A 21,361-nucleotide genomic window follows, 5' to 3' on the forward strand; every position below is an offset into this window, starting at 1 on the left:
CCTCCATTGGCAAAGCCCCGAGGGAGTCCCGCATGCCGCATCGTCCGTCTCTGTCCGTCCTTTCCCTGATGCTGGGCCTGGCGCCCGTCGCCCTGGCCCTGGCCGCGCCGGTGGGTGCTGGTCAGCCCGAACAACTGCATTTCGCCGACGATGGCGTCATCCCCAACAGTCGCCTGCCCGTATTGCTCTATCGCCAGGTTCCCCTGGCCGGCTCCGACCGCGCCGCGGCCCTGGAGCGGCTGTTCGCCGACAACGCCTGGCCGCCGCAATGGCGCTATGGCGTCTACGATTATCATCATTATCACCCCAATGCCCATGAAGTCCTTGGCGTGGCGCGCGGCCAGGCGCGGCTGCGGCTGGGTGGCGAGCAGGGGCAGGATGTGGAGGTGACCGCGGGCGACGTGGTGGTGCTGCCGGCGGGGACCGGACACCGCAACCTGGAATCCAGCGCGGACTTCCTGGTGGTGGGCGCCTATCCGCCCGATCAGCAGGACTTCATCACCCAGCGCGCCGATCCGGCCGCCCATGCCCGTTCAGTCGAACTGATCGCCCAGGTGCCTGTGCCACTGACTGATCCGGTGACCGGACGGGAAGGGGCGCTACCCGAGCTCTGGCGCTAGCAGAGTCGCGTCAGGGTGGCTTCGTCCGGCTGGCCGGCGAAAAAGGTCTTCAGCGCCTGACGAAAGGGTTCGGGGTCTTCGGCCACGGCGGCGAAGAGGGTCAGGCAGGAATGGAATTTGAGATCGTCCGGCTGGCCGAACAGCGCCGTGGCCGACAGCTGCGGATGCTCCAGCGCGGCGGCGGTGATCTCCCGCAGGCGCGGTCCCAGCAGCGGATGCGCCAGGTAGGCACTGGCCTCGTCGCGGGAGGCGATGGCGTAGCGCTGCGCCGTCTCGCTGCGGCCAAGCCCCTGGATCTGCGGAAAGATGAACCACATCCAGTGGCTGCGCTTGTGCCCGGCGCGGATCTCCGCCAGGGCGGTGGCATAGGTGTCGGCCTGGGCGTCGAGGAAGCGTTGCAGATCGTGAGCGGCGGGCATGGCGAAACTCCGGGCCTTTTGCCTATCGGCAGATGGACCCGGAGGAAGTGCCGGTCAAGGGACGAGCGGTCTAGCCGCGCACCGCGCGATAGGCCGTTTCACCGCCTTCGCTGACCTCGTCCAGATCGATGCGCGAAGTCTCGGGCAGACTCAGGCCGCCGATCAGGCCGAGCAGGGCGATCAGGATCAGGTAGAGCGCCGGCGAGAGATTGCTGCCGGTGGCGCCGATCAGCCAGGTCGCCATCAGCGGCGCGGTGCCGCCGAAGATGGTGTAGGCCAGGTTGTAGGTGATGGCCCCGGCGGTGTAGCGCGTGCGGGTGGGGAAGACCTCGCTGAGCAGCGGCGCGGTCACCACGTTGCACAGCACCGCCCCGGCGCCCAGCAACAGCGAGCCCAGCAGGGCGCTGCCGAACTGGCCGCTGCTGGCCAGCAGCAGCGCCGGATAGACGCCTACCGCCAGCACCAGACTGGCCAGCACCGTGGTCATGCGCCGGCCGATGCGGTCGGTGACGCGTCCCAGCACTGGACAGGCCGCCGCGGCGGCGAACAGGGTGATCAGGCTGATGGCCAGGGCCGCGGCCCGGTCGAAGCCGCCGGCCAGTTGCAGGTAGGTGGAGAAGTAGGTGGTGAACATATAGAAGGACAGCGCCGTCAGCGAGATGAAGGCGCCCAGGCGCAGGATCGAGCGACCCTGCAGCCTGAGCGTCTCGCCCAGCGGCGAATGGCTGACCTCATGGTCCGCTTCCAGCGCCTGGAAGGCCGGGGTCTCGTCCAGCTTCAGCCGCAGATAGAGACCGATCAGGCCCAGCGGCGCGGCGGCCAGGAAGGGGATGCGCCAGCCCCAGTCGGCCATGGCGGCGGCGCCCAGCAGTCGCTCCAGGCCCCAGGCGGTCAGGGCCGCGCTGGCAAAGGCGAGAAAGGTCGAGACCGGTACGAAGCTGCCATAGCGCCCGCGGCGATCGCGCGGTGAATGCTCCATCACGTAGGCGCAGGCCCCGGCGTATTCGCCGCCGGCGGAAAAGCCCTGGGCGCAGCGGATCAGCGTCAGCAGGATCGGCGCCCAGATGCCGATGGTGGCGTAGCTGGGCAGGATGCCGATCAGGGCGGTGGCGCCGGCCATGATCAGGATGGTCAGGGCCAGGGTGCGCTTGCGGCCGATGCGGTCGCCCAACAGGCCGAAGACGATGCCGCCCAGTGGCCGGAAGGCGAAGGCCACGGCAAAGACGGCAAAGGTCTTGAGCAGGCCGGCGGTGGCGTCGCCACTGGGAAAGAAGTGCGCCGCGAGCAGGGTGGCGAGAAAGCCATAGAGGGCGAAATCGAACCATTCGACGAAGTTGCCGATGGACGCGGCGGAGATGACCTTGCGCAGGGTGGCGGGTGAAACGGAAGTCGCTGTCTGGCTCATGGCGGGCCTCGGGAAAGGGCGGAGACGGAGGCAGAAATGGAGCGCCTTGTTTTATTGTCATGACATCGGGGCGTACCGCAGGATCGACCCTAGTCCTTTTCCCGTGACCGAGCAGTCCCGCCAGCGACTTGTCCACCGTTGGAACCGACTTCAGGAGCCCCGCCATGACCATGACGACCACCTATGCGGAAAAGGAGCCCGCCCGCGCTGATGTCGACGCCCTGCCGGGTGTCACCCTGCTGGAGTTCGGCGCACCCTGGTGCGGCCACTGCCGCGCCGCCCAGCCGCTGCTGGCCACGGCGCTCGCGGACTACCCCGGCGTGCGCCATCTCAAGATCGAAGACGGTCCCGGCCGCCGCCTGGGACGCTCCTTTCGCGTCAAGCTCTGGCCCACGCTGATCGTCTTCAAGGACGGCCAGGAACTGGCGCGGCTGGTACGTCCGGCGACGGCGGCGGCCCTGGACGAAGCCCTGGCCATGGCGGACTGACCGGTCGTTCCGCTCGTCCTCGCCACGCTTGACAAGGCCAGGCCTGGAACATTAGTTTCAAACGACTGTTTAAACGCCCTGGCGGTAGGTCCGCAGCGACGCCGCCGCCACCCTCGACAACAAGCATTCGCAAAGAGGTAACAGTCATGCCCGATTACAAAGCCCCCCTGCGGGACATCCGCTTCGTCCGCGACGAACTCCTGGGCTATGACGCGCACTACCAGAGCCTGCCCGGGTGCGGCGACGCCACTCCCGACATGGTCTCCGCCATCCTCGAAGAAGGCGCCAAGTTCTGCGAGCAGGTCCTGGCGCCGCTCAATCGCATCGGCGACCAGCAGGGCTGCACCTGGAGCGAAGACGGGGTGAAGACCCCCGATGGCTTCAAGGAAGCCTATGCCCAGTTCGTCGAAGGCGGCTGGCCGAGCCTGGCGCACAACCCGGCCCACGGTGGCCAGGGCCTGCCCGAGTCCCTTGGCATCTCTCTCTCGGAAATGGTCGGCCAGGCCAACTGGTCCTGGGGCATGTACCCCGGCCTGTCCCACGGCGCCATGAACACCCTGGAGCAGCACGGCACCGACGAGCAGAAGCACACCTACCTGGAAAAGCTGGTGACCGGCGAATGGACCGGCACCATGTGCCTGACCGAACCCCACTGCGGTTCCGACCTGGGCATGCTGCGCACCAAGGCTGAGCCGCGTGCTGACGGCAGCTACGCCATCACCGGCACCAAGATCTTCATCTCCGCCGGTGAACACGACATGGCCGAGAACATCGTCCACATCGTGCTGGCCCGCCTGCCCGACGCCCCCGCCGGCACCAAGGGCATCTCGCTGTTCATCGTGCCCAAGCGCCTGCCCGACGCCAGCGGCGCGGCCGGCGAGCGCAACGCCGTGCACTGTGGTTCCCTGGAACACAAGATGGGCATCCACGGCAACGCCACCTGCGTGATGAACTTCGACGGCGCCACCGGCTTCCTGATCGGTCCGCCGAATCGCGGTCTGAACTGCATGTTCACCTTCATGAACTTCGCCCGCATCGGCACCGCCTTGCAGGGCCTGGCCCATGCCGAGGTGGCCTTCCAGGGCGGTCTGAAGTACGCCCGCGAGCGTCTGCAGATGCGTTCCCTGGCCGGTCCCAAGGCGCCCGAGAAGCCCGCCGATCCCATCATCGTGCACCCCGACGTGCGCCGCATGCTGCTGACCATGAAGGCCTTCGCCGAAGGCAGCCGGGCGATGATCTACTACACCGCCAAGCTGGTGGACATCCTCAAGTACAGCCAGGACGAAGAGCAGAAGCAGCAGGTCGAGACCCAGCTGGCCTTCCTCACCCCCATCGCCAAGGCCTTCATGACCGAGGTGGGTTTCGAGGCGGCGAGCCACGGCGTGCAGATCTACGGCGGCCACGGCTACATCGCCGAGTGGGGCATGGAGCAGAATCTGCGCGATGCCCGTATTGCCATGCTCTACGAGGGCACCACTGGCATCCAGGCCATCGACCTGCTGGGTCGCAAGGTGCTGATGACCCAGGGTGAATCCCTCAAGGCCTTCACCAAGGTGGTGCACAAGTTCTGCCAGGCCAACGCCGAGAATGCCCAGCTAAAGGCCTTCGTCGAGCCGCTGGCCAAGCTGAACAAGGAGTGGGGCGAGATCACCCTCAAGGTCGGCATGGCCGCCATGAAGGATCGCGAAGAGGTGGGCGCCGCCGCCGTCGACTACCTGATGTACTCCGGCTACTGCTGCCTGGCGTACTTCTGGGCCGACATGGCCCGGGTCGCCGCCGAGAAGCTGGCCGCCGGTACCGAGGAGGCCGCCTTCTACCAGGCCAAGCTGGCCACCGCGCGCTTCTACTATGAGCGCCTGCTGCCCCGTACCCGCGCCCATGCCGAGGCGCTGCTGGCCGGCGCCGGCAGCCTGATGGCCCTGGCCGAGGAAGACTTCGCCCTCGGCTACTAAGGCGTCGTCGCTCCACTGAAAACCCCGCTCCGGCGGGGTTTTCGTCTTTTCGCGGCCGCGAAAAAACCACCAGTAGCAGACCTCCGATCGGCTGACCATCAGGTCAGATCATGAACCTATGTCTCCCTTCCGGTTCGGTCTTACACTCGGGTAATACCGACAAGAACACCTTCCGAGGAGACTCGACATGGCCGACTACACCCCGCCGCTTCGCGATATCCGTTTCGTGCTGGATGCCGTCTTCAAGGTCAAGGACCGCTGGAGTCAGTGGCCCGCCCTGGCCGAGGTGGTGGACGGCGAGACCGCCGATGCCATCCTCGAAGAAGCCGGCAAGCTGTGCGCCCAGGAACTGGCGCCGCTCAATCGCAATTCCGATGAAGAAGGCTGCCACTGGCAAGCCGGTGAAGTGACCACCCCCCAGGGCTTCCGCCAGGCCTACCAGGCCTTTGCCGAAGGCGGCTGGGTGGGGGTTGGTGGGGATCCCGAATACGGCGGCATGGGCATGCCCAAGGTGCTCACCGCCCAGGTCGAGGAAATGATGCACGCCAGCTGCCTGGCCTTCGGTCTCTATCCGATGCTTAGCGCCGGCGCCTGCCTGGCCCTGCACGCTCATGGCAGCGAAGCCCTGAAGCAGGCCTACCTGCCCAATCTCTACAGTGGCCAGTGGGCCGGCTCCATGTGCCTGACCGAGCCCCATGCCGGTACCGACCTGGGCCTGATCCGCACCCGCGCCGAGCCCCAGGCCGACGGCAGCTACCGGGTCACCGGTACCAAGATCTTCATCACCGCCGGCGAGCACGACCTCACCGAGAACATCATTCACCTGGTGCTGGCCAAGCTGCCCGATGCGCCGGCCGGTTCCCGGGGCATCTCGCTGTTCCTGGTACCCAAGATCCTGGTGGACGAGGCGGGCGCCCTGGGCGCGCGCAACGCCGTGGCCTGTGGCTCCCTGGAACACAAGATGGGCATCAAGGGCGCCGCCACCTGCGTGATGAATTTCGATGGCGCGGTCGGCTATCTGGTGGGCGAGGTCAACAAGGGCCTGGCCGCCATGTTCACCATGATGAACTACGAGCGCCTGGGCGTCGGCATCCAGGGCCTGGGCTCGAGCGAACGCTCCTACCAGAACGCCCTGGCCTATGCCCGCGAACGCCTGCAGAGCCGCTCCCCGGCCGGTATCCAGCAGGCCGCCAAGAACGCCGATCCCATCATCGTCCACCCCGATGTGCGGCGCATGCTACTGACCATGAAGGCGCTGAACGAAGGCGGCCGGCTGTTCTCCAGCTATGTGGCCCTGCAACTCGACACCGCCAAGTACAGCCCCGAGCCGGCCGAGCGCGAACGCGCCGAAGCCCTGGTGGCGCTGCTCACCCCGGTGGCCAAGGGATTCCTCACCGATCTCGGCTTGGAACTCTGCGTCGCCGGCCAGCAGGTGTTCGGCGGCCATGGCTACATCCGCGAATGGGGCCAGGAGCAGCTGGTGCGCGACGTGCGCATCACCCAGATCTACGAAGGCACCAACGGCATCCAGGCCCTCGACCTGGTCGGCCGCAAGCTGGCCGGCAGTCGCGGCGCCCTCTACCGGCCCTTCAGCGAAGAGGTCCATGGCTATCTCGCCAGCCTGCCGGCGGACAACGAATTCGCCGCGCCCCTGCGCCAGGCCCTGGATCAGCTGGACGGCGCGACCGAGTGGCTGCTGCAGACCGGCGCCAGTGATCCCCATGAACTGGGCGCCGCCTCGGTGGACTACCTGCACCTGTTCGGCTATGTCGCCTATGCCTATCTCTGGGCACGGGCCGCGGCTGCCGCGGCGGAGCAGGACGCGGCCTTCGCCGAAGCCAAGCTGGCCACCGCACGCTTCTATTTCGCCCGCCTGCTGCCGCGCACCCTGAGTCTGGCGGTCGCCGTGCGCAGCGGCGCCCAGCCGCTCTACGCCCTGGCCGAGGAGGCCTTCTAAGCCGTTGACGGAAAAGGTGAAAAGCCATGTCATGTAAGCTTTGGCTTACATGACGTCGCCGCGATAAGCCATCGCCTACACCCGGGTTAGCTGGGTAATCTACACCCATCGGATCGCGGTACAGGATGTGCCCAGCGCTCCAGATGACTTCAAGGAAATGTGGCCAGGATGGCCCCCCGGCAAGGATGTCGGGCAGAGACTTACAGGGATAGATGGCCAAGGATTGGCGGCCCGACAAGGATGTCGGGTCAAGTCTGCGAAACCCCGCTTCGGCGGGGTTTTTTATTGCCTGCCGGAACCTGATTCAGGCCCTGCCAGTCTTAGAGGCATCTTCTTGCCTGCCTGCTACTGGAGCCTGAAATGGACCTCATCCGCCTTATCTTCGCCATCATCCTGCCGCCCGTGGGCGTCTTTCTCCAGGTCGGCTTCGGCGGCGCCTTCTGGCTGAACATCCTGCTGACGCTGCTGGGTTACATTCCGGGTATCATCCATGCCGTCTGGGTGATTGCTCGTCGCTGAACCCACGGCCGGATCGCGGCCCCGATGCCGCAATCGACTGGCTGACCCAGGGGTCAGCGCCAACCGAAGCGGCAGGGGCTTGAGGGCAATAGGTCCGCGCTAGGCGAGGGCGCTTCCTGCAGCCCTGTTCGAGGCCTGCCGGCCCACCACGCCGGTATCCTTGATCGACCGCCGGTGGTGCCACGGTCAGTGACGACACCCCTCCGCAGGCCGAGGCTTTGCCGTCGCCGACCGTTTTGTCCCGTACAAGGCTTTCAGACCCCATGAATCGCGAGTCGCCCCTCGATCAGAAGCATTTCAGCCAGATCCTCAAGCGCAATCTCTCCCTGCCTCTGAGCATCGGTGTCTTCAGCGCGATCTTCTTTATCGCCATCATCTATTACCTGCTGAAGGTCACCCAGTGGGTCGAGCATACCGACCGCGTCATCAGCGAGGCCAATGCCAACTTCCGCCTGGTGGTCGACCTGGAAACCGGGATGCGCGGCTATCTGCTGAGCGGCAATACTGCCTTCCTGCAGCCCTATGAACGCGCGCTGCCCAATGTCGAGCCGCAGCTCGATGAGTTGAAGAATCTGGTCAGCGACAGTGCCGTGCAGATCCGGCGCCTGGAACGGATCGAGGCGGTGCATCGCGAGTGGCGCGACTATGCGAGCCGGGTGATCGATGCGCGGCGGTTGGGCGGCGATTTCCAGACGCCGCTGAACGATGGCCAGGGCAAGAATCGCATCGACAGCATCCGCCGCGACTACACCGATTTCATCGCCTACGAAGAGCAGATGCGCGCCGAGCGGACCGAGACGGCCAGTCGCATGACGGTGATCTTCGTCGCCGCCTTCCTCATCGTCAGCCTGCTGCTGTCGGGCATCATGGCCTTCTTCGGGCGCCGCGAGCTCATGCGACTCTCCGCGACCTATACCCGGCTGCTCGATCAGCAGGCCGAGCATACCGATAATCTGGAGCGGCAGAGCTGGTTCCGTTCGGGCCAGAATCAGCTGTCGGAAGCCGTCATCGGCCAGGCGTCGCTGGCGCCGTTGGGACAGAGCATTCTGCAATTCCTGGCGCGCTATCTGGGCGCTGCGGCCGGCGCCCTCTATGTGCGACTCGACGATGGCAGTCTGGAGCGCGTCGCCGACTACGCCCTGGACGACGAGGGCCGTCGCCGGCGCCAGCGCCTAGCGCCGGGCGAGGGGCTGGCCGGTCAGGCGGTGCTGGACGGTCGCGTCATGGCGCTGGAGCAGTTGCCCGCCGACTACCTCAAGGTCAATTCAGCCCTGGGTGAACGCCAGGCCAGCGCAGCGCTCATCGTGCCCATCGAGAACGACGGCCGGGTCAATGGCGTGGTCGAGCTGGGCTTCCTGCGTGCCCTGCGCCCGCAGGACGAGGAACTGCTGACCCTGATCGCCGATTCCATCGGCTCCTCGGTGGAAGCCGCGCGCTATCGCCAGCGCCTGCAGCAGGTCCTGGCGGAAACCCAGCAGCTCAACGAAGAACTCCAGGTGCAGCAGGAAGAACTGCGCACCGCCAACGAAGAACTGGAAGAGCAGTCCCAGGCGCTCAAGGAATCCCAGGTCCATCTGGAGCAGCAGCAGGCGGAGCTGGAGCAGACTAACGAGCAGCTCTCCGAACAGGCCCAGGAACTCCTGCAGCAGCGCGACGTGCTGGACGACCGCAACAACCGCCTCAACGAAGCCCAGCAGATGCTGGAAGACCGCGCCCGTGAGCTGGAGCGCGCCAGCCAGTACAAGTCCGAATTCCTGGCGAACATGTCCCACGAATTGCGCACACCGCTGAACAGCTCGCTGATCCTGTCCAAGCTGCTGGCCGACAACCCGGCCGGCAACCTCAGTGGCGAGCAGGTGCGCTACGCCGAATCCATCTATTCGGCGGGCAATGACCTGCTGACCCTGATCAACGACATCCTCGACATCTCCAAGGTCGAGGCCGGCATGCTGGAGATCCGCCCGGAGCAGCTGTCCGTACGCCGCCTGGTGGAAGCCCTGAAGACCGCCTTCGAACCGGTGGCCCAGAACAAGGGTGTCGCCTTCGTGGTGGAGCTGGACGCGCGGATGCCGCCGGCCTTCTTCAGCGATCGCCAGCGGGTCGAGCAGATCCTCAAGAATCTGCTGTCCAACGCCTTCAAGTTCACCGAGCACGGCCAGGTGACCCTGCGCCTGTCGCTGGAAGACGGGCAGCCTAGCTTCGCGGTGAGCGATACCGGCATCGGCATCGCCGCCGAGCAGCAGGAGCTGATCTTCGAGGCCTTCCGCCAGGCGGATGGCGCCATCACCCGGCGCTATGGCGGCACCGGCCTGGGGCTGTCGATCTCCCGCGACCTGGCGCTGCTGCTGGGTGGCACCCTGAGCGTCACCAGCCAGCCGGGAGAGGGCAGCACCTTTACCCTGCGCCTGCCGCTGGAGTACCAGGAAGCCGCTGCGCCCGCTCTGCCCATCACCCCGGTCACCGCCCCTGCCGCGATCACCGCGCCGGCCGCGGCATCCGCGCCCCTGCCGGCCCTGGCCGCCACCCCGCGTCCGCCGGCTTCACCGCCGATCACCGAGGCGGCGGCTCCCGTGGGAGCGGCCTTCGCCGACGACCGGGACGACTGGCCCTATCCGGATCGCCGGGTCCTGGTGATCGAAGACGAGGTGCCCTTCGCGCAGATCCTCTTCGATCTGGCCCACGAACTGAAATACAGCTGCCTGGTGGCCCATCGCGCCGAGGAAGGCTTCGCCGCGGCCCTGGAATACCGTCCGGACGCCATCCTGCTGGACATGGGCCTGCCCGATCATTCCGGTCTCACGGTGCTGGAACGGCTCAAGGAAAACCCGCTGACCCGCCACATCCCGGTGCACGTGGTCTCGGCCTCGGATCGCATCGAGACGGCCATGCACATGGGCGCGGTCGGCTACGCCATCAAGCCCACCACCCGCGACGAACTCCGCGAGGCCTTCACTCGCCTGGAAGCCAAGTTCGCCGCCGGCATCAAGCGGGTGCTGCTGGTGGAAGACGACGCCCTGCAGCGCGACAGCATCGCCAAGCTGATCGGCGATGTGGACGTGGAGATCACCGCGGTGGAGATGGGCAGCCAGGCCCTGGAGCTGCTGCGCGACGAGGTCTACGACTGCATGGTCATCGACCTCAAGCTGCCCGACATGGAAGGCGGCGAGCTGCTCCAGCGCATGGCCAGCGAAGACATCTGCTCCTTCCCGCCGGTGATCGTCTACACCGGGCGCAGCCTGACCCGTGACGAAGAGGCGGCGCTGCTCAAGTATTCGCGCTCCATCATCATCAAGGGCGCGCGCTCGCCCGAGCGGCTGCTCGACGAGGTGACCCTGTTCCTGCACAAGATCGAGGCCGACATGCCGCTCGATCGCCAGCGCATGCTGGAAAGCGCCCGCAGCCGCGAGAAGGCCTTCGACGGCCGCACCCTGCTGCTGGTGGACGACGACGTGCGCAACATCTTCGCCCTCACCAGCGCCCTGGAGCAGAAGGGCGCCAAGGTGGAGATCGCCCGCAACGGCCTGGAGGCGCTGGAAAAGCTCGACAACAGCGACACCATCGACCTGGTGCTGATGGACATCATGATGCCAATGATGGATGGCTACGAAGCCATGCGCGAGATCCGCAAGCGGCCGCACATGAAGAAGCTGCCGATCATCGCCATCACCGCCAAGGCCATGAAGGACGATCAGGAGCGCTGCCTCGCCGCCGGCGCCAGCGACTACCTGGCCAAGCCCATCGACCTGGACCGGCTGTTCTCGCTGATCCGCGTCTGGATGCCGTCGCTGGAGCGGCTGTAGGTCATGAGCGAACGGCTGCAGGACATCGAGCTGAGGTTGCTGCTGGAAGGCATCTTCCTGAGGTACAGCCACGACTTCCGCAACTACTCCAAGGCCTCGCTCAAGCGTCGGGTGCTGCAGGCGCTGACGCGCTTCGACTGCCCGAGCATCTCGGCGCTGCAGGAGCGGGTATTGCGCGATCCGGCGCTGTTCGCCGAGTTGCTGCAATTCATCACCATCCCGGTCAGCGAGATGTTTCGCGATCCGGGCTACTTCCTTGCCCTGCGCCAGCAGGTGGTACCGGTCCTGCGCACCTATCCCTCGCTCAAGGTGTGGATCGCCGGCTGCAGCACCGGCGAGGAGGTCTTCTCGATGGCCATCCTGTTCCAGGAGGAAGGGCTGCTCGACCGCACCTTGTTCTATGCCACCGACATCAATCCGCGCTCCATGGAAAAGGCCCGCCAGGGCATCTTTCCGCTGGAGCGGATGCGCGCCTACACCGCCAGTTACCAGAAGGCCGGCGGCACCCGCGCGTTTTCCGACTACTACACCGCGGCCTACGACGGCGCGCTGTTCGACAAGTCGCTGATCGCCAACGTGACCTTCGCCGATCACAGCCTGGCCACCGACAGCGTCTTTTCCGAGACCCAGCTGGTGTCCTGCCGCAACGTGCTCATCTACTTCAACAAGAATCTGCAGAATCGGGCGCTCGGGCTGTTCCACGAGTCCCTGAGCCACCGCGGCTTTCTCGGCCTGGGCAGCAAGGAGTCGCTGGACTTCTCCGCCTATGCCAACCACTTCGAGCCGGTGGTGAAGCAGGAACGGCTGTTCCGCAGGCTCTAGCATGTTCCCGCCCCGCAAGCCGTTGCGCCTCATTGTCATCGGAGCCTCTGCCGGCGGGCTGCAGGTCCTGCTGCGCCTGCTCTCGACCCTGCCGGCCAGCTATCGCCTGCCGCTGGCCGTGGTGCTGCACCTGCCGGACGATCGCACCTCGCGCCTGGCCGAGCTGTTTCAGGCGCGCTTGGCCCTGCGGGTGCGCGAGGCCGAGGACAAGGACGCTATACTGCCGGGCACGCTGTATTTCGCGCCGCCGGGTTATCACCTGCTGGTAGAGGATGACTTCACCCTGTCGCTGTCCCGCGACGAGCCGGTGCAGTTCTCCCGGCCGTCCATCGATGTCCTGTTCGAAAGCGCGACCGACGCCCTGGGCGAGCAGGTCTGCGGCATCCTGCTGACCGGTGCCAACCATGACGGGGCCAGCGGCCTGCACGCCCTGGCGCAGAACGGGGGGGTCACCGTCGTCCAGTCGCCGCAATCGGCCGAGGTGCCGACCATGCCCGAGGCGGCCTTGAAGAGATTCCACCCGGATTTCGTGCTGGATGTGCCGGGCATCCATCTATTGCTCATCGAGCTGGAACGCGACCATGGCTGAAGTACCCGTCGAACAGGCGAAGCTCCTGCTCGTAGACGACCTGCCGGAAAATCTCCTGGCGCTGGAAGCCCTGCTGCGCAGCGAGGCGCTGGAGATCTTCCAGGCCAGCTCCGCCGAGGCCGCGCTGGAGCTCCTGCTGATGCACGAATTCGCCCTGGCGATCCTCGATGTGCAGATGCCGGGCATGAACGGCTTCGAACTGGCGGAGATGATGCGCGGCCTGGAAAAGACCCGGCACATCCCCATCGTCTTCGTCAGCGCCGCCGGCCGTGACCTCAACTATGCCTTCAAGGGCTACGAAAGCGGTGCGGTGGATTTCCTGCACAAGCCCCTCGATGTCCATGCGGTGAAGAGCAAGACCCGGGTGTTCGTCGACCTCTACTGGCACCGCAAGCGCCTGGCCGAGCAGCTGGTGGCCCTGGAGCAGAGTCGCCAGGAGCAGGAGATCCTGCTGGCCGAGTTGCGCCAGACCCAGGTCGAGCTGCAGCAGGCGGTGCGTACCCGCGACGACTTCATGTCCATGGTCTCCCACGAGCTCAAGACGCCGCTCAACACCCTGATGCTCGAAGCCCAGCTGCGCCGCATGTACCTGGACAAGGGCAAGCTGGAAGCCTTCACCCCCGACAAGCTGGCCGGCATGGCCGAGCGCGACGAGCGGCAGATCCAGCGCCTGGTGCACCTGATCGACGACATGCTCGACATCTCGCGCATCCGCACCGGCAAGCTGTCGATCCGCCCCTCGCAGTGCGATCTCGCCGCCCTGGTCAACACCGTGGTCGACAGCTTCGCCTCGCAATTCGCCGCGGCCGGCTGTCCGGTGGAGTTGCACGCCGAAGGCCCGGCGCCCGGCTACTGGGACGAATTCCGCATCGAGCAGGTGATCACCAACCTGCTGACCAATGCCATGAGATACGGCGCCGGACGTCCGGTGGAGATCTCCCTGCGCAGCGACGGCGCCGACGTGGAGCTGAGCGTCAAGGACCACGGCATCGGCATCCCGGTGGAGCACCAGGCCCTGATCTTCCGCCAGTTCGAGCGCGCCAGTGGCACCGAGAACATCGCCGGCCTGGGCCTGGGCCTCTATATCGCCGACCAGATCGTCAAGGCACACCACGGCAGCCTGCACGTGGAAAGCATCGCCGGGCAGGGTGCGACCTTCCGCCTGCGGCTGCCCTGTCTGCCGGCCTAGGTAGCATTGACAGGACCCCGGGCGCCCGCGAGAATCGCGAAAAGAGGTGAGATGTCGTACCTCTTGCCAGATAACTCCATAAGAAGGCGCCCGCTCATGTCCGAAGTCTCCTCGTCACCCTTCCATCGACTCCTGCTCACCGGTGCTGCCGGTGGCCTGGGCAAGGAGTTGCGCCAGCGGCTCAAGCCCCATGCCGAGATCCTGCGGCTGTCCGACATCGCGCCGATGGCTGCGGCCGAAGGCCCGGCGGAAGAGGTGGTGACCTGCGACCTGGCGGACAAGGCCGGCGTCCATGCGCTGGTGGAAGGCGTCGACGCCATCCTGCACTTCGGCGGGATTTCCACCGAGCACGCCTTCGAGCCCATCCTCGAAGCCAACATCCGCGGCACCTTCAACCTCTATGAGGCCGCGCGGCGCCACGGGGTGAAGCGCATCGTCTTCGCCAGCTCCAACCATGTCATCGGCTTCTATCGCCAGGACCAGCGCATCGACGCCAGCGTGCCCCAGCGCCCGGACAGCTACTACGGCCTGTCCAAGGCCTTTGGCGAGGACCTGGCCAGCTTCTATTTCGATCGCCATGGCATCGAGACGGTGAGCATCCGCATCGGCTCCTCCTTCCCCGAGGCGCAGAATCGCCGCATGCTCGCCACCTGGCTGAGCTATGAAGACCTGACCGACCTCATCCTGCGCAGCCTGACCACGCCGGACATCGGCCACACCATCGTCTATGGCGCCTCCGCCAACCGTGACAGCTGGTGGGACAACCACCTGGCCGCGCACCTGGGCTTCCAGCCCAAGGACAGCTCCGAGCCATTCCGCGCCAAGGTCGAAGCCCAGCCCATGCCGGCAGCGGACGATCCGTCGATGGTCTACCAGGGTGGTGCCTTCGTCGCCACCGGTCCCTTCGACGACTGAGGAGGGCCGCCATGACTGCCGAATTGCTCGTCGATGCCCGCAACGCCACCGGTGAATGCCCGGTCTGGCAGGTCGCCGAACAGGCGCTCTACTGGGTCGATATCCCGGCCAAACGGCTGCACCGCTGGACCCCGGCTGGCGCCCTGGACAGCTGGAGCGCACCGGAAATGCTCGCCTGCATCGCTGCCCGCGAGGGTGGCGGCTGGCTCGCCGGTCTGGAAAGCGGCCTCTTCGCCCTGCAGGCCGAGGCTTCCGGCCAACTGAGCGGCGAACGCCTGGTCGCTCTCGACCATGCCCAGCCGGCCATGCGATGCAACGACGGTCGCTGCGATCGCCAGGGCCGGTTCCTGGTGGGCACCATGGTGCAGGACATGGCCCAGGGCGCGCCGGCTGGACGCCTCTACAGCCATACCGCGGGCGAGGGCGCCCGGCTGCTGCTGGACGACCTTATCGTGCCCAATGGCCTGGCCCTGAGCCCCGATGGCCGCACCCTCTATCTGTCCGACTCCCATCCCAGCCGCCAGCTGATCTGGGCCTTCGACTACGATCCGGATACCGGCACACCCAGCAACCGGCGGCTGTTCGTCGACATGAACGCCCGTCCCGGCCGACCCGATGGCGCCGCGGTGGATGTCGACGGCTGCTACTGGATCTGCGGCAACGACGCCGGCCTGATCCACCGCTTCACCCCCGACGGCCGCCTGGATCGCTCCCTGAGCGTACCGGTCAAGAAGCCGGCCATGTGCGCCTTTGGCGGGCGCAATCTGGATACCCTGTTCGTGACCTCCATCCGTCCGGGGGGCGATCTCAGCGATCAGCCGCTGGCGGGTGGACTCTTCGCCCTGGATCCCGGGGTTCAGGGGTTGCCGGAGCCTGCGTTCGCCGGGTGAATCAATCCCGGTTCAGGGACCGCAGGGCTTCCAGGCTGCGGAGTCCTGAGCGGTGCATAGCGACCTTGGGAAACCAGTTGTCATGCTTTTGTCATGAAGATCGGCAGGGGTCCTGCCCGGGCGGCTTATAATCAGATTCTATCCGCCGTAATTCGCCGCCATGACCTCTTCAACCGAAAGCCGCCCCACCGCCCGTTACTACGGCCTGGAATGGCTGAGATTCCTCATGGCGCTGTACATGGTCGTCTACCACCTGGGCGGGCTCTACAGCGATCTGCCGGACGCCTTCCGCCGGCTGGCCGGCATGGGCTTCTTCGCCACCAGCACCTTCTTCCTGCTGTCGGGCTTCCTGCTGGCCCATGTCAGCCTGGATCGCCAGGGCGCGCTCAAGGGCAGCTCCCGCGGCTTCGTCCTGCGGCGGCTGTGCAATCTCTATCCCATCCACCTGCTGACCCTATTGGTCGCATTGGGGCTGTCCTACTGGCTGTCCCAGGATTCCTGGCTGGAACACGGGGTGCCGGTCTACTACAACCAGCACCCCTATCTGCAGCTGGAAGAGGGCAGCGAGCTGGACGAGATGCTGCCGCTGTCCTGGCTGGCCGCCACCACCCACGTGCTCCTGCAACTGCTGCTGTTGCAATCCTGGGAGCCACGCTTCCTCTGGCTCAACGGCGCCGCCTGGTCGATCTCGGCGCTGCTGTTCTTCTACCTGCTGTTTCCGCTGCTCGGTCCGCGGCTGATGCGCCTGCGCCGCTGGGCCTTGGCCGCCGCCGCGCTCTGGGGGCTTTATCTGCTCGGTCCGCTGGTGGCCACCTGGGCCCAGGCCTTCGATACCGTGACGGTGGGCGTCATCCACCGCAATCCGCTGATCCGCCTGCCGGAATTCCTGCTCGGCATCCTGCTCTATCGCGCCGTTCAGGAGCCCTGGGTGGTCGAGACGACCCAGCGCCTGCGCCTGCCGCTGCTGCTGTTCGGCCTGACCGGCCTGTGGCTGGGCGCCCTGCTGCTGGAAGGCGATGGCCGCCGCTGGTTCTACCTGGTCCACAACGGCCTGCTGACACCCTTCCAGGCCGCGGTGCTGCTGGCCTGCGCCACCTTCGGCGAACCCGGTCGCGCCGGCGTGCGCCGCCTGGCCCAGCGTCTTGGCGAGGCCTCGCTGTGCATCTTCGCCGTCCACACCCCGCTGATCGGCGTGCTCGAACCCTGGACCCGCACCCTGCTGGGCTGGATGCACCTGGCCGGCGACAGCCTCGAAGACCTGGCCGAAGACGTCGGCGAGGCGCTGGCGCTGCCCATTCCCATTCCCGGCTGGATGCTGCCGCTGCACCTGGTGCTCATCGTCCTGCTCGGCCTGGCTATGCAGCGCTGGGTAGCCGGTCCGCTGCGACGTTGGTTGCAGGCGCGCTTGCCCCAGTCTTAAGGAGGCGTTAAGTAGACCCGGCTAGCCTCGCCGCAGGAATCCGCAGCGGAGCTGAGCCTTGTCCAGCGAATACGAAGTCCACGGCCCCCACGACCATGAGGTGGAACACGCCGCCCATGGCGCCCATCGCCGCGACAGCCTCACCGGCCGCATCGCCGTCACCACTGCCATCCTGGCGACGCTAGGCGCGCTCTGCGCCTACCAGGGCGGCAACGCCGAGAGCCTGGCGCTCTACTACAAGAACGAAGAAGCCATCGCCAAGACCGAAGCCGCCAACCAGTGGGGCTACTACCAGGCCAAGGGCGAAAAACAGAACCTCGCTGACCTCGGCGCCGCCCTCGCGACCAACCCCGACACCGCCCAGCGCTTCACCCAGGACAGCCAACGCTACGCCCAGCAAAAGGGCGAGATCCGCACCAAGGCCGAAGCTCTGGAAGTGAAGGTGCAAGCCAACGAAGCCCTGAGCGAAACCCAACTCCACCGCCACCACCGCTGGGCCCAGGCCACCATGCTCATGCAGGTCGCCATCTCCCTGGCCGCCATCACCCTGCTGACCCGGCGGCGCTGGTTGCAGGCGGCGGTCTATGGGGTAGCGGGGGGAGGAGTGGCGGTTGGGATGTTGGCGTTGCTGCACGTCTAGCCATTCAGGTGATGCCAGAGAGCGACCACCAGGCACGCAAAAGGCACGTCTTGCCACGACGATAGAATTGGCTTTACTGGAAGCTTCAGGTTCCGTATACGTTACAAACCATCAAATTTGTTACGTATGCAGAACATGGATAGCGAGCTGATCAGCCAACGTCTCGGCAGCCAACTCCGCCAGCGGCGCCTTAATCGAGGCCTTACGCAAGCGAGCCTCGCCGAGCTGGCAGGCCTTACCCGGCAAAAGATCATCGCCGTGGAGCGAGGAGACTCCCGTGTCGGTATGGCAGCCTACGCACGAGCGCTCGCAGCCTTGGATTGCGAGCTGGCAATAATCCCTGCCGCCTTGCCGACCTTGGACGAGATTCAGGGGGTATTCGACTGATGAAGACTCGGCTGCGCGTCGCAACCCCTGCAGGCGGGAGCGGAGCGCTCATGGCTCAGGATGGCGACTACCTGTTCCGCTACCAGGACGATGCTTCGGCAAGGGCTGCCATCAGTCTGCTGATGCCGGTGCGCCTGGATGACTATCGCCGCCGCGAACTGCATCCGATCTTCCAGATGAATTTGCCGGAAGGCTATGTACTGGAGCAGCTACGCAACAGGTTGGCCAAGCTGGTACCTCTGGATCCCATGGCTCTGCTGGCCCTGACAGGCAGTAGTTCGCCCATCGGTCGCGTGACGGTGACATCGCCTGAGATCGATACACTGCTGGAGCGCCAGCGCTTTCCAGGCGAACGGCTCAGCGAGATTCTCGCCTGGGATGGCACGGAAGACCTGTTCGTCGAGTTGGTGGATCGCTACATCCTGCGCGCCGGTATCTCCGGCGTACAGCCCAAGGTCTTGGTGCCCGAGCGGGAGGATGCCCGCTTCACCTCGAGAACCGCCGAGTTGATCATCAAGAGTGGTCGAGACGAATTTCCGGGCCTGGCGATCAACGAATACCTCTGCATGTCCGTGGCCCACGAGTCAGGCATTCCGGTGCCGGAATTTCACCTTTCCAGCAACGCCAAGCTATTCGTCATGCGCCGGTTCGACCGCGACGAACATCTTGAACCTCTCGGCTTCGAAGATATGGCTGCCCTGATGGGGCTGGCAGCGGAGCAGAAGTACAGCAAGAGCTATTCGGCGATCGCCAAGGCCATCCGCCTGTTCTGTGCGCCCGAACATGTCCGCTCTTCGCTGGCGCAACTCTTCGCCACGGTGAGCCTGAGCTGCATCCTCGGCAATGGCGATGCGCATCTGAAGAACTTCGGATTGCTCTATGCCGACCCTGCCCAGCGCGATGCACGGCTGGCGCCCGCCTACGACATCGTCAACACCACCGCTTACCTTCCCGAGGATGTGCTGGCGCTGGAGTTGATGGGCAACAAGTCGCTGTTTGCCTCGCGCCAAGGTTTGCTGGATTTTGCGGAAGTCTGCGATGTGGAGCGACCAACCGAGATGATTCGCTCCCAGTTGGAGGCACTGGAGCGGGTCCTAATGCGTGCAACTGACCTTTGCGAGCAGGCGCCACAGATCGTCGCTGCCATCCGGCACAGCGCTGCGCCCTTCGTGCAGACGTTCGGCTAAAGCACGAGGACTCGGAAAAGGCAGGGCAAAAGCCCAAATCCAGGCACAAAAAAGCCGCGCAACGCGCGGCTCCTGAAAGCTGGTGGGCCCACACGGACTCGAACCGTGGACCAAAGGATTATGAGTCCTCTGCTCTAACCAACTGAGCTATAGGCCCTATAGCGCGGTGGAGTATACCGGGGGTGGCAGGGATCGCCAAACCCTTGTCGGGCATAAAAAAACCGGAGCCTGGGCTCCGGTTTCTGGTGCAGCGCTGGCGCCTTACTCGTCGAGGAAGGAGCGCAGGTGCTCGCTGCGGGACGGGTGGCGCAGCTTGCGCAGGGCCTTGGCTTCGATCTGGCGGATACGCTCGCGGGTGACGTCGAACTGCTTGCCCACTTCCTCGAGGGTGTGGTCGGTGTTCATGTCGATGCCGAAGCGCATGCGCAGGACCTTGGCTTCACGGGCGGTGAGGCCGGAGAGCACGTCGCGGGTGGCTTCCTTGAGGCTTTCGCTGGTGGCCACTTCGATCGGGGACTGCATGGTGCTGTCCTCGATGAAGTCGCCCAGGTGCGAATCCTCGTCGTCGCCGATGGGCGTCTCCATGGAGATCGGTTCCTTGGCGATCTTGAGCACCTTGCGGATCTTGTCCTCTGGCATCTCCATGCGCTCGCCCAGCTCTTCCGGGGTCGGCTCGCGGCCCATCTCCTGCAGCATCTGGCGGGAGATCCGGTTCAGCTTGTTGATCGTCTCGATCATGTGCACCGGAATCCGGATGGTGCGCGCCTGGTCGGCGATGGAGCGGGTGATGGCCTGGCGAATCCACCAGGTGGCATAGGTGGAGAACTTGTAGCCACGGCGGTATTCGAACTTGTCCACCGCCTTCATCAGACCGATGTTGCCTTCCTGGATCAGGTCGAGGAATTGCAGGCCGCGGTTGGTGTACTTCTTGGCGATGGAGATCACCAGACGCAGGTTCGCCTCAACCATTTCCTTCTTGGCGCGGCGGGCCTTGGCCTCGCCGATGGACATGGCGCGGTTGATGTCCTTGATCTGCGAGACCTTCAGCTCGTAGTCGCGCTCCAGCTCGGCCAGCTGGGCCTGCTTGGCCTGGATGTCGGCCTGGAAGCGCTCGAGACCTTCGGCGTACTTGGGCTTGCCCTTGAGCAGGCCGGCGGTCCACTCGGTGTTGGTCTCGTTGCCGGGGAAGTGGCGCAGGAAGTCGGCACGCGGCATGCGCGCATCGCGCACGGCCAGCTGCATGATGGCGCGCTCGAGGCCACGCACGCGCTCCAGGGACTCGCGCACGCGGGTCACCAGGGCTTCGTACTGCTTGGGCACCAGCTTGATCGGCGAGAACAGCAGCGCCAGGGCGACGAATTCTTCCACGGCGCGATCATCGTCGCGACCGTGCTTCTTCAGCACCTTCTGGGTCTTTTCCAGCTGCTCGGCGACCGCGCCGAAACGCAGGCGAGCTTCTTCCGGATCCGGACCGCCGTCGCCTTCTTCCTCGGCGTCGTCGTCGCTCTCTTCTTCGTCGTCCTTCTCGTCGTCCACGGCCTTGGAATCGGCGGCCTTGTTCGGGACGGGCAGCTCATCGCTCTCGTTCGGCAGGCTGCCGTCGTCGGGGTCGATGTAGCCGGCGAGGACGTCGGACAGGCGACCGCCTTCGGTGGTGACGCGGGTGTATTCGCTGAGGATGTAGTCGACGGTGCCCGGGAACTGGGCGATGGCGCCCATGACTTCGCGGATGCCTTCCTCGATGCGCTTGGCGATCTCGATCTCGCCTTCGCGGGTCAGCAGTTCCACGGTACCCATTTCACGCATGTACATGCGCACCGGGTCGGTGGTGCGGCCGACATCGCTCTCCACGGCGGCCAGGGCGGCAGCGGCTTCTTCGGCGGCGGCTTCGTCGGTATCCGTCTCGGCCAGCAGCAGGGCATCGGCGTCCGGCGCGGTCTCGAATACGTTGATCCCCATGTCATTGATCATGCGGATGATGTCTTCCACCTGTTCCGGATCTGAAATATCCTCCGGTAGGTGGTCATTGACCTCCGCGTAAGTCAGGTAACCCTGCTCACGACCGCGGGCGATCAATTCTTTCAGACGGGATTGCTGTTGCGCTTTTCCGGACATAGGTACCCTTCCACTGAAGGCTTAGGCGGGCAAAAATAGCTGAACAT

The 21,361-nt window shown here is 65.5% G+C and carries 18 protein-coding genes and 1 tRNA gene; 15 read left to right on the forward strand and 4 right to left on the reverse strand.

Features of this window, described 5'->3' with window-relative positions; genetic code table 11:
* Positions 1 to 32: 32 nt before the first annotated feature.
* Complete coding sequence (locus DBY63_RS14505; RefSeq protein ID WP_108581603.1) at positions 33 to 620, forward strand: cupin domain-containing protein; 588 nt, start codon at positions 33 to 35, stop codon at positions 618 to 620.
* Here DBY63_RS14505 and DBY63_RS14510 read toward each other — a convergent pair.
* Both DBY63_RS14510 and DBY63_RS14515 read right to left on the reverse strand, forming a co-directional pair.
* Positions 617 to 1,039 (reverse strand): DUF1810 domain-containing protein, encoded by a 423-nt coding sequence (locus DBY63_RS14510; protein WP_027597495.1) that lies wholly within the window; start codon positions 1,037 to 1,039, stop codon positions 617 to 619. The genes DBY63_RS14505 and DBY63_RS14510 overlap by 4 nt on opposite strands.
* A gap of 70 nt (positions 1,040 to 1,109) precedes the next feature.
* Positions 1,110 to 2,444 (reverse strand): MFS transporter, encoded by a 1,335-nt coding sequence (locus DBY63_RS14515; RefSeq protein ID WP_027597496.1) that lies wholly within the window; start codon positions 2,442 to 2,444, stop codon positions 1,110 to 1,112.
* Positions 2,445 to 2,608: 164 nt separating this feature from the next.
* On the opposite strand from DBY63_RS14515, the gene DBY63_RS14520 reads away from it, so the two are divergent.
* The 14 genes from DBY63_RS14520 to DBY63_RS14585 all read left to right on the forward strand — a co-directional run bounded on the left by DBY63_RS14520 (position 2,609) and on the right by DBY63_RS14585 (position 19,199).
* On the forward strand, positions 2,609 to 2,932 hold the full coding sequence (locus tag DBY63_RS14520; protein WP_108581602.1) for a thioredoxin family protein: 324 nt from the start codon (positions 2,609 to 2,611) through the stop codon (positions 2,930 to 2,932).
* A gap of 146 nt (positions 2,933 to 3,078) precedes the next feature.
* On the forward strand, positions 3,079 to 4,884 hold the full coding sequence (locus DBY63_RS14525; protein ID WP_108581601.1) for a phenylacyl-CoA dehydrogenase: 1,806 nt from the start codon (positions 3,079 to 3,081) through the stop codon (positions 4,882 to 4,884).
* 187 nt (positions 4,885 to 5,071) lie between these two features.
* Positions 5,072 to 6,841, forward strand: a complete 1,770-nt coding sequence (locus DBY63_RS14530; protein WP_108581600.1) for an acyl-CoA dehydrogenase C-terminal domain-containing protein — start codon at positions 5,072 to 5,074, stop codon at positions 6,839 to 6,841.
* 360 nt (positions 6,842 to 7,201) lie between these two features.
* On the forward strand, positions 7,202 to 7,360 hold the full coding sequence (locus DBY63_RS14535) for a YqaE/Pmp3 family membrane protein (protein WP_007159763.1): 159 nt from the start codon (positions 7,202 to 7,204) through the stop codon (positions 7,358 to 7,360).
* A gap of 263 nt (positions 7,361 to 7,623) precedes the next feature.
* Positions 7,624 to 11,160: a response regulator gene (locus DBY63_RS14540; protein ID WP_108581599.1), complete on the forward strand. Its 3,537-nt coding sequence runs from the start codon at positions 7,624 to 7,626 to the stop codon at positions 11,158 to 11,160.
* A gap of 3 nt (positions 11,161 to 11,163) precedes the next feature.
* Positions 11,164 to 11,982 carry a protein-glutamate O-methyltransferase CheR gene (locus tag DBY63_RS14545; protein WP_027597501.1) on the forward strand — a complete coding sequence of 273 codons (819 nt, stop codon included), beginning with the start codon at positions 11,164 to 11,166 and terminating at the stop codon, positions 11,980 to 11,982.
* 1 nt (position 11,983) lies between these two features.
* Positions 11,984 to 12,571 carry a chemotaxis protein CheB gene (locus DBY63_RS14550; protein ID WP_007159760.1) on the forward strand — a complete coding sequence of 196 codons (588 nt, stop codon included), beginning with the start codon at positions 11,984 to 11,986 and terminating at the stop codon, positions 12,569 to 12,571.
* On the forward strand, positions 12,564 to 13,760 hold the full coding sequence (locus tag DBY63_RS14555) for a hybrid sensor histidine kinase/response regulator (protein ID WP_027600709.1): 1,197 nt from the start codon (positions 12,564 to 12,566) through the stop codon (positions 13,758 to 13,760). Before DBY63_RS14550 ends, DBY63_RS14555 begins: the two co-directional genes overlap by 8 nt.
* A 96-nt stretch (positions 13,761 to 13,856) precedes the next feature.
* A complete protein-coding gene (locus DBY63_RS14560; protein ID WP_108581598.1) occupies positions 13,857 to 14,675 on the forward strand; it encodes an NAD(P)-dependent oxidoreductase in 819 nt (272 codons plus the stop codon).
* Positions 14,676 to 14,686: 11 nt separating this feature from the next.
* A complete protein-coding gene (locus tag DBY63_RS14565; protein WP_108581597.1) occupies positions 14,687 to 15,565 on the forward strand; it encodes an SMP-30/gluconolactonase/LRE family protein in 879 nt (292 codons plus the stop codon).
* Positions 15,566 to 15,725: 160 nt separating this feature from the next.
* Positions 15,726 to 16,985, forward strand: coding sequence for an acyltransferase family protein (locus DBY63_RS14570; RefSeq protein WP_177411456.1), 1,260 nt, complete (start codon positions 15,726 to 15,728; stop codon positions 16,983 to 16,985).
* A gap of 58 nt (positions 16,986 to 17,043) precedes the next feature.
* The gene (locus DBY63_RS14575; protein WP_108581595.1) at positions 17,044 to 17,625 is read left to right on the forward strand and encodes a DUF4337 domain-containing protein; all 582 of its coding nucleotides are present in this window, start codon (positions 17,044 to 17,046) and stop codon (positions 17,623 to 17,625) included.
* A gap of 135 nt (positions 17,626 to 17,760) precedes the next feature.
* The gene (locus DBY63_RS14580; protein WP_026083668.1) at positions 17,761 to 18,012 is read left to right on the forward strand and encodes a helix-turn-helix domain-containing protein; all 252 of its coding nucleotides are present in this window, start codon (positions 17,761 to 17,763) and stop codon (positions 18,010 to 18,012) included.
* Entirely contained in the window at positions 18,012 to 19,199 is a 1,188-nt protein-coding gene (locus DBY63_RS14585; RefSeq protein ID WP_077171062.1) for a type II toxin-antitoxin system HipA family toxin, read from the forward strand. The genes DBY63_RS14580 and DBY63_RS14585 overlap by 1 nt, the downstream gene beginning before the upstream one ends.
* A gap of 80 nt (positions 19,200 to 19,279) precedes the next feature.
* On the opposite strand, the gene DBY63_RS14590 is transcribed toward DBY63_RS14585, so the two are convergent.
* Together DBY63_RS14590 and rpoD are read right to left on the reverse strand one after the other, a co-directional pair.
* Positions 19,280 to 19,356 (reverse strand) — tRNA-Ile (locus tag DBY63_RS14590).
* 104 nt (positions 19,357 to 19,460) lie between these two features.
* Complete coding sequence (gene rpoD / locus DBY63_RS14595) at positions 19,461 to 21,314, reverse strand: RNA polymerase sigma factor RpoD (RefSeq protein ID WP_108581594.1); 1,854 nt, start codon at positions 21,312 to 21,314, stop codon at positions 19,461 to 19,463.
* Between the last annotated feature and the right edge of the window lie 47 nt (positions 21,315 to 21,361).

The sequence above is a fragment of the Pseudomonas sp. RIT411 genome, assembly GCF_003057735.2.
Classification (GTDB): Bacteria; Pseudomonadota; Gammaproteobacteria; order Pseudomonadales; family Pseudomonadaceae; genus Chryseomonas; species Chryseomonas oryzihabitans.

What these genes read in the sequence shown, in the direction of transcription:
- DBY63_RS14505 (WP_108581603.1), top strand. Translation starts at nt 33, where the DNA reads ATGCCGCATCGTCCGTCTCTGTCCGTCCTTTCCCTGATGCTGGGCCTG.
- DBY63_RS14510 (WP_027597495.1), bottom strand. Translation starts at nt 1,039, where the DNA reads ATGCCCGCCGCTCACGATCTGCAACGCTTCCTCGACGCCCAGGCCGAC.
- DBY63_RS14515 (WP_027597496.1), bottom strand. Translation starts at nt 2,444, where the DNA reads ATGAGCCAGACAGCGACTTCCGTTTCACCCGCCACCCTGCGCAAGGTC.
- DBY63_RS14520 (WP_108581602.1), top strand. Translation starts at nt 2,609, where the DNA reads ATGACCATGACGACCACCTATGCGGAAAAGGAGCCCGCCCGCGCTGAT.
- DBY63_RS14525 (WP_108581601.1), top strand. Translation starts at nt 3,079, where the DNA reads ATGCCCGATTACAAAGCCCCCCTGCGGGACATCCGCTTCGTCCGCGAC.
- DBY63_RS14530 (WP_108581600.1), top strand. Translation starts at nt 5,072, where the DNA reads ATGGCCGACTACACCCCGCCGCTTCGCGATATCCGTTTCGTGCTGGAT.
- DBY63_RS14535 (WP_007159763.1), top strand. Translation starts at nt 7,202, where the DNA reads ATGGACCTCATCCGCCTTATCTTCGCCATCATCCTGCCGCCCGTGGGC.
- DBY63_RS14540 (WP_108581599.1), top strand. Translation starts at nt 7,624, where the DNA reads ATGAATCGCGAGTCGCCCCTCGATCAGAAGCATTTCAGCCAGATCCTC.
- DBY63_RS14545 (WP_027597501.1), top strand. Translation starts at nt 11,164, where the DNA reads ATGAGCGAACGGCTGCAGGACATCGAGCTGAGGTTGCTGCTGGAAGGC.
- DBY63_RS14550 (WP_007159760.1), top strand. Translation starts at nt 11,984, where the DNA reads ATGTTCCCGCCCCGCAAGCCGTTGCGCCTCATTGTCATCGGAGCCTCT.
- DBY63_RS14555 (WP_027600709.1), top strand. Translation starts at nt 12,564, where the DNA reads ATGGCTGAAGTACCCGTCGAACAGGCGAAGCTCCTGCTCGTAGACGAC.
- DBY63_RS14560 (WP_108581598.1), top strand. Translation starts at nt 13,857, where the DNA reads ATGTCCGAAGTCTCCTCGTCACCCTTCCATCGACTCCTGCTCACCGGT.
- DBY63_RS14565 (WP_108581597.1), top strand. Translation starts at nt 14,687, where the DNA reads ATGACTGCCGAATTGCTCGTCGATGCCCGCAACGCCACCGGTGAATGC.
- DBY63_RS14570 (WP_177411456.1), top strand. Translation starts at nt 15,726, where the DNA reads ATGACCTCTTCAACCGAAAGCCGCCCCACCGCCCGTTACTACGGCCTG.
- DBY63_RS14580 (WP_026083668.1), top strand. Translation starts at nt 17,761, where the DNA reads ATGGATAGCGAGCTGATCAGCCAACGTCTCGGCAGCCAACTCCGCCAG.
- DBY63_RS14585 (WP_077171062.1), top strand. Translation starts at nt 18,012, where the DNA reads ATGAAGACTCGGCTGCGCGTCGCAACCCCTGCAGGCGGGAGCGGAGCG.
- rpoD (WP_108581594.1), bottom strand. Translation starts at nt 21,314, where the DNA reads ATGTCCGGAAAAGCGCAACAGCAATCCCGTCTGAAAGAATTGATCGCC.